This window comes from Trinickia symbiotica, from assembly GCF_002934455.1.
Taxonomy (GTDB): Bacteria; Pseudomonadota; Gammaproteobacteria; order Burkholderiales; family Burkholderiaceae; genus Trinickia; species Trinickia symbiotica.
Genome location: NZ_PTIR01000010.1, coordinates 18,688 through 35,039, shown reverse-complemented (window position 1 = coordinate 35,039; position 16,352 = coordinate 18,688). Strand labels below are relative to the sequence as shown.

General features: G+C 66.8%; 17 protein-coding genes. 10 read left to right on the top strand and 7 right to left on the bottom strand.

Annotated elements, in window-relative coordinates; genetic code table 11:
• The first annotated feature begins 98 nt into the window (after positions 1 to 98).
• The 8 genes from gspG to B0G57_RS15670 all read left to right on the top strand — a co-directional run bounded on the left by gspG (position 99) and on the right by B0G57_RS15670 (position 6,197).
• Positions 99 to 563 carry a type II secretion system major pseudopilin GspG gene (gene gspG, locus B0G57_RS15705; RefSeq protein ID WP_018441341.1) on the top strand — a complete coding sequence of 155 codons (465 nt, stop codon included), beginning with the start codon at positions 99 to 101 and terminating at the stop codon, positions 561 to 563.
• A 12-nt stretch (positions 564 to 575) separates the two neighbouring features.
• Positions 576 to 1,040, top strand: coding sequence for a GspH/FimT family pseudopilin (locus B0G57_RS15700; RefSeq protein ID WP_018441340.1), 465 nt, complete (start codon positions 576 to 578; stop codon positions 1,038 to 1,040).
• A 131-nt stretch (positions 1,041 to 1,171) separates the two neighbouring features.
• The gene (gspI, locus tag B0G57_RS15695; RefSeq protein ID WP_026229787.1) at positions 1,172 to 1,570 is read left to right on the top strand and encodes a type II secretion system minor pseudopilin GspI; all 399 of its coding nucleotides are present in this window, start codon (positions 1,172 to 1,174) and stop codon (positions 1,568 to 1,570) included.
• The gene (locus B0G57_RS15690; protein ID WP_026229786.1) at positions 1,548 to 2,225 is read left to right on the top strand and encodes a PulJ/GspJ family protein; all 678 of its coding nucleotides are present in this window, start codon (positions 1,548 to 1,550) and stop codon (positions 2,223 to 2,225) included. The genes gspI and B0G57_RS15690 overlap by 23 nt, the downstream gene beginning before the upstream one ends.
• A 2-nt stretch (positions 2,226 to 2,227) precedes the next feature.
• Positions 2,228 to 3,316 (top strand): type II secretion system minor pseudopilin GspK, encoded by a 1,089-nt coding sequence (gene gspK / locus B0G57_RS15685; protein ID WP_018441337.1) that lies wholly within the window; start codon positions 2,228 to 2,230, stop codon positions 3,314 to 3,316.
• Between the two features lie 33 nt (positions 3,317 to 3,349).
• Positions 3,350 to 4,849, top strand: a complete 1,500-nt coding sequence (gene gspL, locus B0G57_RS15680; protein WP_020566255.1) for a type II secretion system protein GspL — start codon at positions 3,350 to 3,352, stop codon at positions 4,847 to 4,849.
• Positions 4,846 to 5,364, top strand: a complete 519-nt coding sequence (gspM, locus tag B0G57_RS15675) for a type II secretion system protein GspM (protein WP_018441335.1) — start codon at positions 4,846 to 4,848, stop codon at positions 5,362 to 5,364. Before gspL ends, gspM begins: the two co-directional genes overlap by 4 nt.
• 53 nt (positions 5,365 to 5,417) lie before the next feature.
• Positions 5,418 to 6,197: a type II secretion system protein N gene (locus B0G57_RS15670; RefSeq protein WP_018441334.1), complete on the top strand. Its 780-nt coding sequence runs from the start codon at positions 5,418 to 5,420 to the stop codon at positions 6,195 to 6,197.
• A gap of 42 nt (positions 6,198 to 6,239) precedes the next feature.
• On the opposite strand, the gene B0G57_RS15665 is transcribed toward B0G57_RS15670, so the two are convergent.
• Complete coding sequence (locus B0G57_RS15665; protein WP_018441333.1) at positions 6,240 to 7,781, bottom strand: efflux transporter outer membrane subunit; 1,542 nt, start codon at positions 7,779 to 7,781, stop codon at positions 6,240 to 6,242.
• A 244-nt stretch (positions 7,782 to 8,025) separates the two neighbouring features.
• Between B0G57_RS15665 and B0G57_RS15660 the strand changes: the two genes are divergently transcribed.
• On the top strand, positions 8,026 to 9,609 hold the full coding sequence (locus B0G57_RS15660) for a DHA2 family efflux MFS transporter permease subunit (protein WP_018441332.1): 1,584 nt from the start codon (positions 8,026 to 8,028) through the stop codon (positions 9,607 to 9,609).
• 37 nt (positions 9,610 to 9,646) lie between these two features.
• On the opposite strand, the gene B0G57_RS15655 is transcribed toward B0G57_RS15660, so the two are convergent.
• From B0G57_RS15655 to ada, 4 genes are all read right to left on the bottom strand, one after another.
• Entirely contained in the window at positions 9,647 to 10,105 is a 459-nt protein-coding gene (locus B0G57_RS15655) for a hypothetical protein (protein ID WP_018441331.1), read from the bottom strand.
• Between the two features lie 139 nt (positions 10,106 to 10,244).
• The gene (gshA, locus tag B0G57_RS15650) at positions 10,245 to 11,858 is read right to left on the bottom strand and encodes a glutamate--cysteine ligase (protein WP_018441330.1); all 1,614 of its coding nucleotides are present in this window, start codon (positions 11,856 to 11,858) and stop codon (positions 10,245 to 10,247) included.
• Between the two features lie 117 nt (positions 11,859 to 11,975).
• Positions 11,976 to 12,992 carry a DNA-3-methyladenine glycosylase family protein gene (locus tag B0G57_RS15645; protein ID WP_018441329.1) on the bottom strand — a complete coding sequence of 339 codons (1,017 nt, stop codon included), beginning with the start codon at positions 12,990 to 12,992 and terminating at the stop codon, positions 11,976 to 11,978.
• On the bottom strand, positions 12,989 to 14,248 hold the full coding sequence (gene ada / locus B0G57_RS15640) for a bifunctional DNA-binding transcriptional regulator/O6-methylguanine-DNA methyltransferase Ada (protein ID WP_018441328.1): 1,260 nt from the start codon (positions 14,246 to 14,248) through the stop codon (positions 12,989 to 12,991). The genes B0G57_RS15645 and ada overlap by 4 nt, the downstream gene beginning before the upstream one ends.
• Positions 14,249 to 14,649: 401 nt before the next feature.
• Here ada and B0G57_RS15635 point away from each other — a divergent pair, with 401 nt between their 5' ends.
• Complete coding sequence (locus B0G57_RS15635; RefSeq protein WP_020566252.1) at positions 14,650 to 15,075, top strand: VOC family protein; 426 nt, start codon at positions 14,650 to 14,652, stop codon at positions 15,073 to 15,075.
• A gap of 72 nt (positions 15,076 to 15,147) precedes the next feature.
• On the opposite strand, the gene B0G57_RS15630 is transcribed toward B0G57_RS15635, so the two are convergent.
• Entirely contained in the window at positions 15,148 to 15,702 is a 555-nt protein-coding gene (locus B0G57_RS15630; protein ID WP_020566251.1) for a YaeQ family protein, read from the bottom strand.
• A gap of 302 nt (positions 15,703 to 16,004) precedes the next feature.
• Positions 16,005 to 16,349: a surface attachment protein Sap1 gene (gene sap1 / locus B0G57_RS15625; RefSeq protein ID WP_018441325.1), complete on the bottom strand. Its 345-nt coding sequence runs from the start codon at positions 16,347 to 16,349 to the stop codon at positions 16,005 to 16,007.
• Positions 16,350 to 16,352: the final 3 nt, after the last annotated feature.

Genomic DNA, 16,352 nt, shown 5'->3' with positions numbered 1-16,352 from the left:
GGCGTGGCGCTTTGAGCCGCGCATTACAATCAGCGGCCGAATCGAATGCCGTGCCACGCGGCCAGATTCTGAACCCATTTTCGAACGAGGTAGGAACGATGCAAAGGTGGACCCAACGCCGTAACGAGATTGCCGCGTCGCGCACGCGGCGCCACCGCGGCTTCACGCTGATCGAGATCATGGTCGTGATCGCGATCCTCGGCATTCTCGCCGCGCTGATCGTGCCGAAGATCATGAGCCGGCCTGATGAAGCACGCCGTGTCGCGGCGAAGCAGGATATCGGCTCAATCATGCAGGCGCTCAATCTGTACCGGCTCGACAACGGCCGCTATCCGACCCAGGACCAGGGCCTGCCGGCGCTCGTCCAGAAGCCGACGACGGATCCGGTGCCGAACAATTGGAAAGAGGGCGGCTACCTGGAAAAGCTGCCGAACGATCCGTGGGGGCATCCCTATCAATACCTGAATCCCGGCGTGCACGGCGAAATCGACGTGTTCAGTTACGGTGCCGACGGCAAGCCGGGCGGCGATGGCAACGATTCCGACGTCGGTTCGTGGCAATAAGGTGTCGTCTCGATGAAGACTTCGCGCCACGCGGGATTCACGTTGCTCGAGATGCTCGTCGTGCTCGTGATCGCTGGCCTGCTCGTCTCGCTCGCGTCGATTTCGCTCACGCGCAATCCGCGCACCGACCTCAATGAGGAGGCGCAACGCCTTGCGCTGCTTTTCGAATCGGCGACGGACGAAGCGCAGGTGCGTTCGCGCCCGATCGCATGGGAGCCGGTCGCGGGCGGATTCCGCTTCGACGTTCGCACGCAGGATGGCTGGCGGCCGCTGCAGCGCGACGAGCTGTTGCGCGAGCGGCGCTGGGAAGGCGGCGTGACTGACGTGTCGATCGATTACCCGGGCTCGGATCTGCACCCGGATCGGCTCGTGTTCGGCGTGGAGAGCATCGGGGCCGCCGTGACGGTCACACTCTACTCGGCTGTCGGGCGCGCTACGATCGTCGGCACCGGCAACGGCCGCTACGAGGTGCGGTGAATGAAACGACCCCCACGCTCACTTCGTTCGCTGCCCCCTCCCACACGGGGACTTCCTGGGCGCGCCTGCGGCGCACCTGCGGGTCGCGAGGGGGCGTCAGCCTCCCTTGGGGCGGCCCGGCGGGAGGCTGAATGAAACGACCCCCACGACCCTGCTCCCGCGCGCGCGGCTTCACGATGATCGAGGTGCTCGTCGCGCTCGCGATTATCGCCATCGCGCTCGCCGCGGCGCTGCGCGCGAGTGCGATGCTCGCGGGCGACGAAGCGGGTTTGCATCGGCGCCTGCTCGCGGGGTGGAGCGCCGACAATACGCTCGCGCGGCTCTATTTGTCGCGCGAATGGCCCGAGGTCGGCTCGAAGAGCTTCGATTGCTCGCAGGGCAATCAGCCGCTCTTGTGTACCGAGCGCGTGAGCGCGACGCCCAATCCCGTTTTCAGGCGGGTCGAGGTCGTGGTGACGATTCCAGGGGAGCAAGGCATCCTCGCTCAACTCGTGACGGTGGTGCCGAATGAGACGAACCGTGCGCTCTGACGGCCGGCGCCGCGCGAGTCGCGCACGCGGCTTCACGCTCATCGAGCTCATGGTGGCGATCGCCATTCTCGCCGTCATCGCCGTGCTGTCGTGGCGCGGTCTCGAGCAGATCGTCCGCGCGCGGCAGACCATCTCGAACGCCATGGAAGACGAGCGTGTCTTCGCGCAGTTCTTCGATCAGGTGCGCATCGATGCGCGCGAGGCGGCCACCGACGACGAAGTCGGCCAACCGGCCGTGTCCGTCGCCGGGGGCACGCTGCAGATCGTGCGCTGGTTCGACATGAGCGGGCAGCCGCCGCGATTGCAGGTGGTGCGCTATCAGGTTGCCGGTGGGCGTGTCACACGCTATGCGTCGCCGCCCGTCGGGACGCCTGACGCCCTGCGGCGCATGTTGTCGGGAGCAAGCACGGACTGGAGCGCGGTGCCGCTCATCGGCGGTGTCGGCATGATCAACGCGCGCCTTTTCGTGCCACGTACGGGCTGGACGACTCAAATGGAGGACGTGACCACCGAGATCGCCCGCAACGACAACAATGTCAAGGTGCCACAGTTCGGCAATGCGCCGATCGATCGCGCGGTCAAGGGACTCGAAGTCAGCATTGGCGCGCCATCGCTTCGCGCGCCGATCACACGCGTCTTTCTGGTCGGAGGCTGACGGTGAAAAGACGTCAACGCACGCACGAACGCGGCGCTGCCATCATCAGCGCACTGCTCGTCGTCTCGCTCGCCGCCATTCTCGTTGCGGGTATTCTCTGGCGGCAACAGGTGCAGGTGCGCCGCATCGAAAACCAGCGCCTCCTCGCGCAGGCGCAATGGGTCGCGCGCGGCGCGCTCGACTGGACGCGCCTCATCCTGCGCGCCGAGGCGGACACGTCGCCGACCTTCACGTACCTCGGCGGCGTCTGGGCGGTACCGATCGCGAGAACGCGGCTCTCCGATTTTCTCGGCAAGATCGGCGAGGCGCAGGCCGGGCAAGGCGAAGATACCTACATCTCGGGCTCGATCGAAGACGCCCAGGGCAAATTCAACCTGCGCAATCTCGTTTCGGTTCCAGCACCGGGCGCACTGCAGGTGAGCATCGCCCAGGTCCTCGCATTTCAGCGGCTCTTGCAATCGCTCGGATACGACGGCCAGCTCGCAAGGCGCGTCGCGCTGCAGGTTCGCGCGGGCCTGCAGGGTTCGGCGACGCGATTCCAATCGCCGATGAACGGGATCGGCGGAGGGCAGACGCAGCAGCTCGGCGGTATCGTCGGCGGCAATAACTTCACCGACAATCCGGGGCTTCAGGAAGGCAATGACCAGTCGAGCATGGCCGCGCTCCAGATGACGAGTGTCGATTCGCTTCTCGACGTGCCGGGCTTCACGCCCGAAATGGTCGCACGCCTGCGCCCGTTCGTGACCGTGTTGCCGACGCAGACCGCTGTCAACATGAATACGGCGCCCGCCGAAGTCGTCGCGGCCATCGTGCCCGGGATGTCGCTCTCGAGCGCACAGGCGTTCGTCTCGCGCCGGGAGACCGTCTTCTTTCGCAACAGCGCCGACATCGAGTTGGCCTTGCGAGGCGCCGGTGCGCCGCAAGCGACGGACGCCGCCTCGAGTCAGGTTCCCATCGACGTGACAACGAGCTATTTTTTTGTGCATGGGCTCGTGCAGCATCGACGGGCCGAAGTCGACCGGACGACGCTCGTTTATCGCGATCCGCTCACGCATGCGACGCGCGTCGTCCGCGTGAGCGATCAACCATAACACCCGCAAAGCTAAGCCTAGGAGAGACGGCCTTTGAGCACGTTGATCGTTTTTCTGCCGCCGCGTGATCCGGCGGTGCCGTCGCAGGAATGGCTGCTGCCCGATATGCCGTTCCTGCTGCTCGACAAAAGCGGCCGCAAGGAGCGCGCGGGCCGGGCAGGGCTTGCGTTCCTGCCGCGCGCCGCGACGACGGTGCTGATCGTCGCAGCCCGCGACGTTCTGATGTTATCGGCGTCGTTGCCACCGCTGAAGGGACAGCGGCTCAAGCAGGCGCTGCCGAACGTCGTCGAGGATCAGATGATCCAGGATCCGCAGACCTGTCATATTGCGCTCGATCCGCAACCGCTCGCCGACGGCTCGCGCGTGCTCGCCGTGATCGATCGCGGCTGGTTTCGTTTCCTCGTCGAAGCCTTCGCGGCGGCCGGGCACCGCAACTTGCGCGCGGTGCCGGTCACGCGTTGCTTGCCCGCGGCGCAGTCCGCACCCGGTGGCTTGGCCGAAAGCGGCGCAATCGGCGGGCAGGACGAGCCCCCGGTCGCTGCGGCGCTTGCCGGCGGCGAGGCGGGCGCGGCCGCGGCCTCTCAGCCTGAATCGCCGCTCCTTTCCCCCGCTTCGCTCGTCGTAGCCGTGCTCGGCACGGTTCGCGAAACGGCGCAGGCGATTCTCGCCGACGCCGCCGCCGGAGCCGCGTCGGTTGTTCCCGAGGCGCCGTCGCCATCGTCCGCGCCGCTCGCTTCCGCCGATCCGCGCGTCGAGGTTGCGATCGCGCGCGGCTCGCTCGGCGAAGGGCTGGCCGTGCCGGCCTCGGCTCTCGAGGCGACGCTTTCAGCGCTGGCCGGCGATACGCCGCTCGACGTGTTCGAGCTGACCGACGTGCCCGGGGCCGAACCGGCGCTGGCGCCGCATGCGGCGCTGCCCATGTTCGGCAGGGCCTCTTCCGACGCGCGCATCGTACTGCCGGCCGGCGCCAAGCCGTTGCCGTTCGAGGCACTGGCGCGCGCGGCCATCGCGTCGCGGCTCGACCTCTGCCAGTTCGAGTTCGAATCGCGCCCCTGGCGGCTCGACCGTGCGACCGTGAGGCGGCTGCGCGTACCGATCGGACTCGGCGTGGCAGCGCTGCTCGTGGCGGTGATCGGCGCGAACGTGCAGTGGATCGTGATGGCGCGCGAGCGCGACGCGCTCAACGCGCAGATGACGGAGCTGTTGCTGAATGCGTTTCCGAAAACGACGGTCGTGCTCGATGCGCCCGCGCAGATGAAATCGCAGCTCGATCGGCTGCGGCTCGCGTCGGGTCAGCTCTCGCCCGACGATTTTCTCTCGCTTGCCGCACGGCTTGCGCGTTCGCTCGGGCCGCTTCCTGTGAACGGCATTGCGGCGCTCGATTACCACGATCGCCGGCTCGACCTCACGTTCAAGCCGCAGGTGAGCGCCGATCCCGACTTTACGAAGCGGCTCGCGCAAAGCGGACTCGCGGGGGAACTCGATAGCGGCACGGGCAAGTGGGCGATCAAGAACAGGAACCCGGGACAATGAAGACGACTACCGCAATCACCGACGCCTGGTCCGGCTTCTGGGCAGTGCGAACCGCGCGCGAGAAGATGATCATCACATGGGGCGGCGCCGTTCTCGGCGTCGTCATCGCCTACTCGCTGCTGTGGGCGCCGGCGCAGCAGGGTCGCGCGGAGCTGCGCGAGCAATTGCCCACGATGCAGCGCGAGCTCGCGCAGATGACGGCGGAAGCGGATGAAGCGCGCGCGCTCGCGCCGGCGGCGCAGGGCGTGGCGCCTACCGGCAACGCGCTGAAGGATGCGGTCGCCGCGTCGCTCGCCCAGGCCGGCTTCGGCGATCCTCAAGTGCAGATTGCCGGTGAGGCCGTCCGTGTCAGCCTCAAGAACGCCTCGTTCGCCGCCTGGACGACTTGGCTCGACGCCACGCGCAAGCAGTTCAAGGTGCAGGTGTCGGAGTTGCATGCGACGGCCGCGAAGGCTGACGGGCAAGTCGACGTGACGGCCACGCTGCAGCCGGCCGTCGTGCGGCCGGGCCGCTGATCGATGCACAGCGCATTCGCCCGAGCAGGCCTCGCTCGATCGGATGGCCGCGCATGAGCGTCTGGATGCGCCGTATCGGGACCGCGCTGCCGTGGCTCGCGATCGCCTTCGTTTCGTGCGTGATCGTGCTCGTCGTGTTGCTGCCGGCCTCGTGGGTGACGCCGCGCTTCGCGCGCGCCACGCAGGGGCACGTCAATCTGATCGAGCCGTCCGGATCGCTATGGCACGGCTCGGCCACGCTGATGCTCGCAGCCGGCCCGGATGCGAGCGCGGCCACGGTCTTGCCGGGTCGCGTCGAGTGGCATACGGCGTTCTGGCCGCTCTTCGCCGGCCGTGTGAGCATGCAATTGCTGCTGAGCGACGCGATGCCGGATCCGGTCCACATCGACGCCTCGTTCGACGGCGCGACGGTTTCGGCTGGCGGCATCAAATCGCCCGCCGCGCTGCTTTCGGGGCTCGGCGCGCCGTTCAATACGCTCGATCTGCAAGGCGATATCCACGTAACGTGGACGCAATGGCACTTGATCCGCGGCAATGCCTTCGGCGGGCTCACGATCACGCTCGAGGACATGATTTCGCGCGTGTCGCCGGTGAAGCCGCTCGGCTCGTACCGCGTGGTGCTGCAGGCTCAGGGTGCGGCGTCGACGCTCGACCTTTCGACGCTCAAAGGCCCGCTACTGCTCAGCGGACACGGGACGATCGCGGGCAGCGGCACGTCGTTTCACGGCGAGGCGAGCTCGACGCCCGAAGCGCGCGACAACCTGTCCGGTCTACTGAACCTGCTCGGACGGCCGATGGGGCCAGGCACCGTTTCCCTCGATTACAGGCGCTGAAGCGGGCCAGGGGCGGCACCTCCGCGCCCTGGTGCCCTGTCACTAGTCCGCCTTCCCGTCGACGTGATCCAGCTGCGCGACGTTCCAGCCGCCGCCGAGCGCCTTCACGAGGCCTACCGACGATACCATCCGTTGCCCCGCGAGCGTCGCGAGCTTTTGCTCGGCGGTAAAAGCCGTCGTTTGCGCGGTCAACACGTTCACATAGCCGACCGTTCCGGCCTTGTACTCGTTCGTCACGATGGCGAGCGCTTGCTGCGCCGAAGCCACGGCCTGTCGCTGGACGACGATCTCCTGAGCCAGGATGCGTTGGGAAGCGAGGTTGTCTTCGACGTCCTGGAAGGCGGTGAGAACGGCCTGCCGGTAGGTCGCCACTTGCTGATCGTAGGCGGCGCGCGCGGCTTCCGTCTGCGCGTGCCTCAAGCCCGCATCGAAGAGCGTCGCCGCCAGCGACGGCCCGACCGTCCAAAACCGCGAGGGCAGCGTGAACAGTTTCGAGAAGATAGAGTTCTGGAAACCGCCCTGCGCCGAAAGCGTGAGTGTCGGAAAAAAGGCCGACATGGCCACGCCGATCTGCTCGTTCGCCGCGGCAGCCCTGCGCTCGGCGGAGGCGATGTCGGGCCGCCGTTCGAGTAGCGCCGACGGCACTTCGAGCGGCACCCGCGGGGGCTCGGCATCGAGCGGAATGCGCGGAGTCGAGAACGTCGACGCGGGCTCGCCGACGAGCACGGCGATCGCATGCTCTTCTTGCGCGCGCGCGACGCCGTTTTCGATTGCCGCGGCCTGTGCCGACTGAAGCTGAGTTTGTGCCTGAATCACGTCCGAGCGAGCGGCGACGCCCGCCGCGTACTGATTCTGCGTCAGCTTGAGCGCCGCGGTGTAGGCGCTGACAGTGTCGTCGAGGAGCTGCTGCAGCGAATCGGCCTCGCGCAGCTGAAAATAGGTTTGCGCGAGCGTCGCCTGGGCGGACAGCCTCGCATTGGCGAGATCGGCGGCCGCACCCTGCTCGCCCGCGCGCTCGGCGCTGACCGTGCGGCTGACCTTGCCCCAGAGGTCGGGCTCCCATGTCGCGTCGAGCGACACGTCGAAATTGTTGCTGATCCGCGATCTCGATCCGCTCGACGCCAGGAAGCTCGACGAGCTAGACAACTGCTGTCCCGAGCGCGTCGCGCTGGCCGAGGCTCCGATGATCGGGAAGTAAGCTGCCCGCGCTTCGGCGACGAGCGCGCGCGCCTGGCGATACGCGGCCGCGAATTGCGCGATGGACTGATTTGCCGAATCGAGCTTGTCCATCAGCGCGTCGAGCCGTTCGTCATGGTAGACGGACCACCAGGGGCCGCGATCGGCGTGGTCGGACGGCTCAGCCACCTTCCAACCCGGGGGCGCTTCCTTGAAAGACGCGGGCATCGGCGTGTCGGGCCGCTTGTAGTCGGGGCCGACGGCGCAGCCGCCGAGCGTGACGGCAGCCGCGGCGATCAACGTCACGGCGCGCGCGGAGACGGTTTTTCCTGAGCGGTTTGCTCGAGTCGGCGCCGCGGTTGTCCGTAGCGGAGCGGCGGCAGCCGCAGGTTTTCGATGAAGCGGCATGCGAATATCTGTCGGTGCTATGCGGCGATGGTATCGCAAGCCGTTTGTCGGCTGGGTTACTGCACGTTACATCGGAGAGCGGCTGGCTGCGTGCTGCGTACTATAGATATGCTATTGCTTGCATAGAAGACTATTGACACAGCAACAAAACGAGACGATAGTGCGACCGTTGCGTTAGGTAGTGGATGCTTGCGCATCGCGGCAGAGCACGCATCAAAAAACAAGCAATAAAAGGAGAGCGCAAATGACGGACGCGGCTACCGAGGGCGCCGCGCAGGGCTCGGCTTCGCCCGGCACTTCCGCGGCGGCGAGGCCGCTGCGAGGGGCGACGCTTGCCTTGCTGACGGTCGGCCTTGCTTTCGGCACCTTCATGGAGGTGCTCGACACTTCCATTGCCAACGTCGCCGTGCCGACGATCTCGGGCACGCTCGGCGTGGCGGCCAGCGACGGAACCTGGGTCATTTCATCGTACTCCGTCGCCGCGGCAATCGCCGTGCCGCTGACGGGATGGCTCGCGCGCCGCGTCGGCGAGGTGCGACTTTTCACACTGTCGGTCCTCGCATTCACGATCGCCTCGGCGCTTTGCGGCCTCGCCGCGAATTTCGAATCGCTGATCGCATTCCGCCTCATTCAAGGACTCGTGTCGGGGCCGATGGTGCCGCTCTCTCAGACGATCCTGATGCGCAGCTATCCGCCGAGCAAGAGAGGGCTCGCGCTCGGTCTCTGGGCGATGACGGTGATCGTCGCGCCGATCTTCGGGCCGGTGATGGGCGGCTGGATTACCGATAACTACAGCTGGCCGTGGATCTTCTATATCAACCTGCCGATCGGCCTGATCTCGGCCGCGACAGCCTTCTTTCTGCTGCGCGGACGCGAGACCAGGACGGCGAAGCAACGCATCGACGCGATAGGGCTCGGCTTGCTCGTGATCGGGGTCGGCTCGCTGCAGATGATGCTCGATCTCGGCAAGGATCGCGACTGGTTCAGCTCGACGTTCATCGTCACGCTTGCGCTCACCGCGGCCGTCGCGATTGCCTTCCTGCTCGCGTGGGAGATTACCGAAAAGACGCCCGTCATCGACCTGACGCTGTTCAAGGACCGCAACTTCGCACTCGGCGCCCTCATCATTTTCTTCGGCTACATGGCGTTCTTCGGCTCGGTCGTGGTCTTTCCGCTCTGGCTCCAGACGGTCATGGGCTACACGGCCGGGCTCGCGGGGCTCGCGACGGCACCGGTCGGGCTGCTCGCGCTCGTCTTGTCTCCGCTCATCGGGCGCAATATGCACCGGCTCGACCTGCGGATGGTCGCGAGTATCGCGTTTACAGTCTTCGCCGTCGTCTCGCTTTGGAATTCAACGTTCACGCTCGACGTGCCGTTCAATCACGTGATCCTGCCGCGTCTCGTTCAAGGCATCGGCGTGGCTTGCTTTTTCGTGCCGATGACGACGATCACCTTATCGAGCATTCCCGACGAGCGGCTCGCAAGCGCGTCAGGGCTGTCGAACTTTCTGCGCACGCTGGCGGGCGCGATTGGCACCGCCATCAGCACGACCTATTGGGAGAACGACGCGATCTATCATCACGCCGTGCTATCGGAGTCGGTCAGCCTCTATTCGCCGAACACGAGCGCCTATCGCGATGCGCTCGCGGCCCTCGGCATGGCGGGCAACAGCCTGACGGCCCAGTTGAACGACACCGTCACACAACAGGGCTACATGATGGCGACGAACGACTTTTTCCGCCTTTCTTGCGTCGCGTTCGCGTTGCTAGCCGTGCTGGTATGGACGACTAAGCCGCGGCGCGGAGGCGGACCTTCGATGTCGCATTGACGCGACGCTCGTTACAGCGAGGAACTGCCGGGGCTTGCTAGCCCTGGTCCTTCGCGCCGCCGGTTTCGCTTGCCGGCGTCGGCGCATCGGGCGCCAATTGCAGCGGTTTCTCGGTGCCCGTCTTCACGAACTGTTTGAAAGCCGCGCCGGCTTGCCACGGATCGGGCCGGCAACCGAGCATGCTGTCGCAGTGCGCGGCGAAGCCGATCGTGGCCGAGCCGTCGGCATTGGCTGTCTTCGTGATCTGGTAGGCCAGCTTGCCGCTGCCGCCTTCGGGCCCCGCCGATTCGATCAACGAATCGGTCGCCGTCTCGACCTTATAGGCGCTGTGGCGCGTCACCCAATCGTGCGCACGATGCCACCAGACGGCGCACTCGTCGGCGTTTCGGCAGACGAGCGGCGCGGTCGCGATCTGCATCGTTTCCGGGGTCACATGATTCGTCGCCGTGCATCCGGCAGCGAGCGCGCATGCCGCGAGCCAAAGCATCGTCTTCATCGGAACGCCCTCATTCGCTCTACATGAGGTTCGACGCGCAAAATACGGGCACGTTCGGCCAACCAGGGTGCGTTAGGCGACGATATGCGACTTGTGGGCGGCTCGTCGGCCGCTCTTGCGCGCAAACGGCGATGCGCCGCTAGACGCTGAAGCGTTCGAGGGTGTAGCCGCGAAAGTCGGCGACGAAAGCGTCGAACGAGCTTCCGGCGTCGCGGCGTTCGAGTTCGGCCTGCTCTTCCAGCGAGCGCGCCGCGGTCGCGGCCGCTTCCTGTGCGCTCGCGATATCGAGGGGACGCGCGCGAAAATGAGCCGCATGGGCTTCGCTCTGCGCGAGGCCGAATGCGAGAAAGCCCTGCCCGCGCTCGCGCATCGCTCGCAGCACGCGCGCGGAGGGCGTGGTTTCGGGATCGGCAAGCTTGGCGCGCTGAGCGGCGACGGCCCGGACGTGCGCATCGCCGCCTGCGAGCGCGTCCAGCGCGCGGGCGGCCTGCTCGATGCCGTCCACGAGCTCGGCGGCCCAGTCTTCGAGCGATATGTCGCCCCCGTCACGCGTCAGCAGCAAGCCGGGCTTGCGCCCTTCGAGCGTCACGCGGCCAAAGTTGGCGTTGGCTTCGGCATAGGCCGCGGCTGGCAGCGGCGGGCTGTCGTCGAGCGCGCAAAGCAGCAGGTAGGCGTCGAGGAAGCGCGCCGTTTCGAGCGCAATACCGCTCGGCTCGAAGGGATCGATATCGAGGCAGCGTACCTCGACGTATTGCACGCCGCGCGCGGCGAGCGCATGGAGCGGTCGCTCGCCGGAGCCGGCCACGCGTTTCGGGCGGATCGTCGAATAGAACTCGTTTTCGATCTGCAGCACGTTCGTGTTGATCTGCACCCATTCGCCGTCGCGGTGGGTGCCGATCGCTTCGTAGGGCGCGTACGGCTCGCTGACCGCGCGCGCGAGCGCGTCGAGATAGCCCGACAGCGTTTCGTAGTCGGGACGCAATGCCGCCTGCCCCGTCGTATTCGAGTAGCCGAGGTCGCTCATGCGCAGGCTCGTCGCGTAGGGGCGGTAGAGCGTGTCGGCATCGAACGCCTCGAGCGTATGCGGCCGACCGCGCAGGAACGGCTTGTAGAGCGCCGGAGATGCGCCGAACAGGTACATCAAGAGCCAGTTCGTGCGGCGGAAGTTGCGGATCAGCGCCAGGTAGCGTGCGGACTGGTAATCGACCGCCGTTGCCGGCGACGGCTCGGCGGCGTGCAGCAAGCGCCACGTTTCGTCGTTTAGCGAATAGTTGTAGTGGATGCCGGCGATGCACTGCATCGTGCGCCCGTAGCGCAGCGCCAAGCCATGCCGATACACGTGCTTAAGCCGGCCGATGTTCGACGCGCCGTACTCCGCGATCGGGATCTGGTCGTCTTCCGGCAGTTTGCCCGGCATCGAGCAGGTCCAGAGCATTTCGCCGTCGAGCGCCGAATAGACCAATCGATGAAGCTCGTCGAGCCGGGCGAGCGTCTCGCGCGGGTCGCGCTCGGCCGGCGTGATCAGTTCCATCAGCGCTTCCGAGTAGTCCGTGGTCAGCGAGGGATGCGTGAGCGCCGAGCCGAACACGCGCGGATGCGGTGTCATCGCGAGCGAACCGTCCAGCGTGACACGCAGACTCTCTTTCTCGATGCCGCGCAGTCCGCGCGCGAGCACATCGCCCGCGGCAGGCGACGTCAAGATGGACAAACGCTGCGCGAATGTCCCAAAGGGCGAAGGCGAATGGTCTGACATTGAGGCGGGCCGGGGTCGACTACGAGCGCGAGCCTCCAGCGCAATTATTTTTGGGTAGCGGGCACTTTAACACCGCGCCGTGAAGCGCGCTTGAGGCGGCTTCAGCCGTGGGACTAGCTACCCTCCGCGCCCGCCGCTCGCGCGATCGGCGATCTCGTTCCACAAATGCATGGCCGCGTAGGCTCGCCACGGACGCCATGCGTCGGTGCGCGCGCGCTGTGCCGCCGGCCGCGCGCAGGCGGCGTCGCGCGCGGCAATCGACTGCGCGAGGACGAGGTCCGTCGCCGGCCACGCATCGGGGTCGCGCCAGGCACGCATCGCGATGTATTCGACGGTCCAGGGGCCGATGCCGGGCAGTGCCAGCAACGCTTCACGCATCGTCGCGAGGTCTGGCGATGGACGCGCCGAACGGCGCTTGTCGCGTCTGCCGCCTGCATCGTTCGCACCGTTGACCCCACCGTGGATTCCGCCACTGACGCCGCCATTGACTTCGTTCGCTGCAACGGTGCGCTCAATCGGCACCTCGCCCGACGCGACGGCGCGGGCCACGGCCTGCAGCGCCGCGACGCGCTTGCCCGGCATGCCGATCTGCGCGAGGTCGGCCTCCGCGAGCGCAGCGGGTGTCGGAAAGCGCCAGGCGGTGCCCGCGTGCGGGTGGTCGTCGATGCGCGCCCCGGCGCGAACGACGAGGCGGCCGATCAGCGTCGTCGCTGCCTTCACGCTCACCTGCTGTCCGACGATCGCGCGCACGACGAGCTCGAACGCGGACCATGCACCGGGCACGCGCAGGCCCGGCGCCGCGCCGACGAGCGGCGCGAGCCACGGGTCGCCGCCAAGATGCGCGGCGATCGCGGTCGGCTCCGCCTCGACGTCGAACATGGTCGCCACATGCGGCGCGAGCGTATCGACGTGCCGGCTTGCCTCGCCCTCCACCGCAACGACGAGCCGCGCTTTGCGCGGATGCCGCCTGACCGAGAGCGTGCCGCTCGCGCCCCTCCATTCGATGGCGCGGCGATAGACGCCGTCTTCGACGGTTTCGACGCCCGGCGTCGCTCGGCCCGCGAGGAAGCGCGTGAGGCGCGGCCAGTCATACGGCGTCTTGAACGGAAGCTCGAAGTCGGCGGCGGTACTCAAGCGACGTCATCCAGGTCGGTTGGCGCGGGTTCAACGTCGGTCGGCGTCTCGACACCCGCATCGGAGTCCCCTGCTCGCGCGCCTGACGCGATCGCCGTGCGGCGCGCCTCGGCGTCGAGCAGCGCGGCTTTGCGCGCGAGGCCCCAGCGGTAGCCGGCTAAGGCCCCACCCTTCTGGACGACACGATGGCACGGGATGGCGATCGCGATCGGGTTCGAAGCGCAAGCGCTTGCGACGGCCCGCACGGCGCGCGGCGTGCCGAGCGCTTCCGCAATCTCCGTATAGCTGCGCGTCTCGCCGTAGGGAATGTTGCGCAGCGCATCCCACACGCGCTGACGGAACGCGGTCGCGCCCACGTCGAGCGGCAGGTCGAACGTCTCGCGCCGGCCGTTCAGGTATGCGTCGATTTGCGAGATGAACGGCGCGATGTGCGCGCGGTCCTCGATCAGTTGCGCATTCGCAAGTGTTGCGCGGAGGTCGTCGACCAATATGCCGAGCTCGTCGCCGAACGCGATGCGGCAGATGCCCTTGTCGGTGGCGGCGACGAGTACGTGGCCGAGCGGAGTCGGCGACGAGGCGTACCGGACGGTCAATCCCGCTCCTTTCTTGCGATAGGCGGACGGCGCCATGCCGAGTTCGCTCGCGACGTTCTCGTAAAGCCGAGAGGGCGAGTTGAAGCCCGCATCGAGCGCCGCGCGCGTGACGCCGTCACCGCGCTGCAACGCGTCGCGCAACGCCGCGCCGCGCCGGGCGGCCTGGTATTGGCGCGGCGAAACGCCAACCACGCGCGTGAAGATCCGCTGCAGGTGGAACGGGCTGACGTGCACGGCGTCGCTCAACTGAGCGAGCGTCATTCGACCCTGCGGATCGGCATCGAGCGCGGCGCACGCGCGCTCGACCATGGCGAGCTCGCGCGGCAGGCCGTCGGGCCGGCACCGCTTGCACTCGCGAAAGCCAGCCGCCCGCGCTTCATCGGCTGTCGCGAAAAAGGCGACATTCTCCCGGCGGGGCAGCCGCGACGAGCACGTCGGCCGGCAAAAGACGCCCGTCGTCGCGACAGCATAGAAAAAGGCGCCTTCGGCGCGAGCATCGCGCGTCCGTACGGCATCCCAGCGCTCGGCGTCGTTTCGATACCCGGAACGTGGCAGCGCGCCCGGCTCGGGCTCGCGGTACGCAGGCCGGCTCGTTGGATCGTCGACTTGGTCGGTGCTACGGCGGCGTTGCATCGTGTCGTCGGTGCGATAGGCGGTTTGCATGTCGTTCCTCGGGAATTCAGGTGGATGGGATCACTGTATGCCCCGTCACCTCGGGCGGCGCGCCGGAACTTGCGCTCTCATTCGCCCGGCTTCGGCGGTGAACCTCCCCCCTGCTTTCCCTAATCGACATTGTCCGCCAAAAAAGATATTGCGATGCACCATCCGATTGTGTATAGTACGTCCTGTCTCCTCCATGTCTCCTCCTGATATGGATTCACCCGCTCCTATGAGCGGGTTTTTTTTGGCTGTTCGCTTTTGACGTCCCGACCCCTCGCCTTCCCCGGCGGTGCGCGGGCGCACGGGCCGGCTTACACTCGTGATGTGTGTATGCGCGCTGTGCCGCTGCGCCGATCGGCCAGCCGCTGGTGCCGCCAACCCGCGACGAGATGAGGACTATTCCGATGAAGCTGACGATCCGCGAGATCGATCACGTGGTGATCCGCGCCGCCGATCCGGCTGCGATGACGCGTTTTTACTGCGACGTGCTCGGCTGCACGATCGAGAAGGAGCAGCCCGAGTTCGGCTTGACGCAGTTGCGCGCGGGCCGCTCGCTGATCGATCTGCTGGCGGTGGGCGGCAGTCTCGATCGCGCCGAGAGCGGAGTCCCGGGTGCCGGCCGCAACATGGATCATCTCTGCCTGCGCATTGAGCATTACGACGCCGAGGCGCTCGCCGCGCATTTGACGGCGCACGGCGTGCGGCTGGGCGCCGAAGGCCGGCGCTACGGTGCCGACGGGTTCGGCCAGTCCCTTTATCTATTCGACCCCGAGGGGAATATGGTCGAGCTGAAAGGGCCGCCAGAGGCGGCGCGGATTACGTCGCTTTGAGAGCCGGGCGGCGCGGCCGCGGGCGCGCCGCGAACACGCTTCGGCGGTTCACTGGCGCTCCGTTTCTCGATCTCACCGAGCCTTGCCCGCCTTCAACACCTCCCATTCCATAGCGACGGGGTCCGCCTCGGCGCTCGAGATCCACGCGGATCCTTCCTGCACGGTGACCTGTAGCCGCATCGAGCGTTGGGCAAGCCGCGCGAGCGCATCGCCCACACCCTCGGCGAGCGAAAGCACGCGCACGTTGCCGAATCGTTCGATCTTGCCGCGCAGGCCCTGCCACCAGACATCGGATGTCCGTCCGCCGTAGGCGATGACGATGACTTCGCCCGCGCGTGCGCTGGCCTTGGCGATGCGACGCTCGTCGGGCTGGCCGACCTCGATCCACGTCTCGATGGCACCCGTCAGATCCTTTTGCCAGAGGTCGGGTTCGTCCGTATCGGAAAGTCCCTTGCAGAACTCGAGCCGCTCGCCGGCGCTCAATGCGAACGCGACGAGGCGCACCATCATGCGCTCGTCGGTTTCGGACGGATGGCGCGCGATCGTGAGCGCGTGATCGGCGTAGTAGTGGCGGTCCATGTCCGCAATCTGTAGTTCCGCCTTGTAGATCGTCGATTTGAGAGCCAATTCCGGGGCGGTCGGGATACCGTTGAGAGCGTTGAGGGGCGCGTCGAGAGACGGCGCATCATGCGTTTGCGGCGCACGCGCGATTTGCGGTGGGCGGGATGAGACACGCCGGCGCGGGCGTGATCTTAGCGAATTGCTCGCCGCGCGCAAAGGGCGCACGGCGGATGACACGCGACGCGACGGCTCGGCGAAGTCGAACCGTCACGAGCGAACACTGGCGCGGATCGGGGTTGCCGCCGAGCCGCTATCGGAGAGCCGCAACGGCGAACGGCGCCGCAGCCGCTGTCGACTGACGCTACTGCTTACTGCTTGATGAACCTGTCGTTGGTCCAGAGTCCTTCTGTATCGCCGTTGGCGGCATTCACGAACTCGACGTCGTGACCGACTACGCGGACGATACGGAAATCCGAATGCTCGGGCGTGGACAGGCATTCGTAGCCTGCGAAATATTCCTGCATCTTCTGCTGCTCGCCGGCCTGCGCGTGCTGATAAGCGGCATCGAGCTTGTCTTTCGACAGGCAACCGTACCCGCCGGCTGCAAACTGGAAGGTCTGTTGCGGCTTAAGGACCGTATCCTGCGCTTGCGCGATCGACGCAGCCGCAGCAAAACCGGCCAGCACCAAAAGTGTCCCGAGTTTCTTGCTCATGTC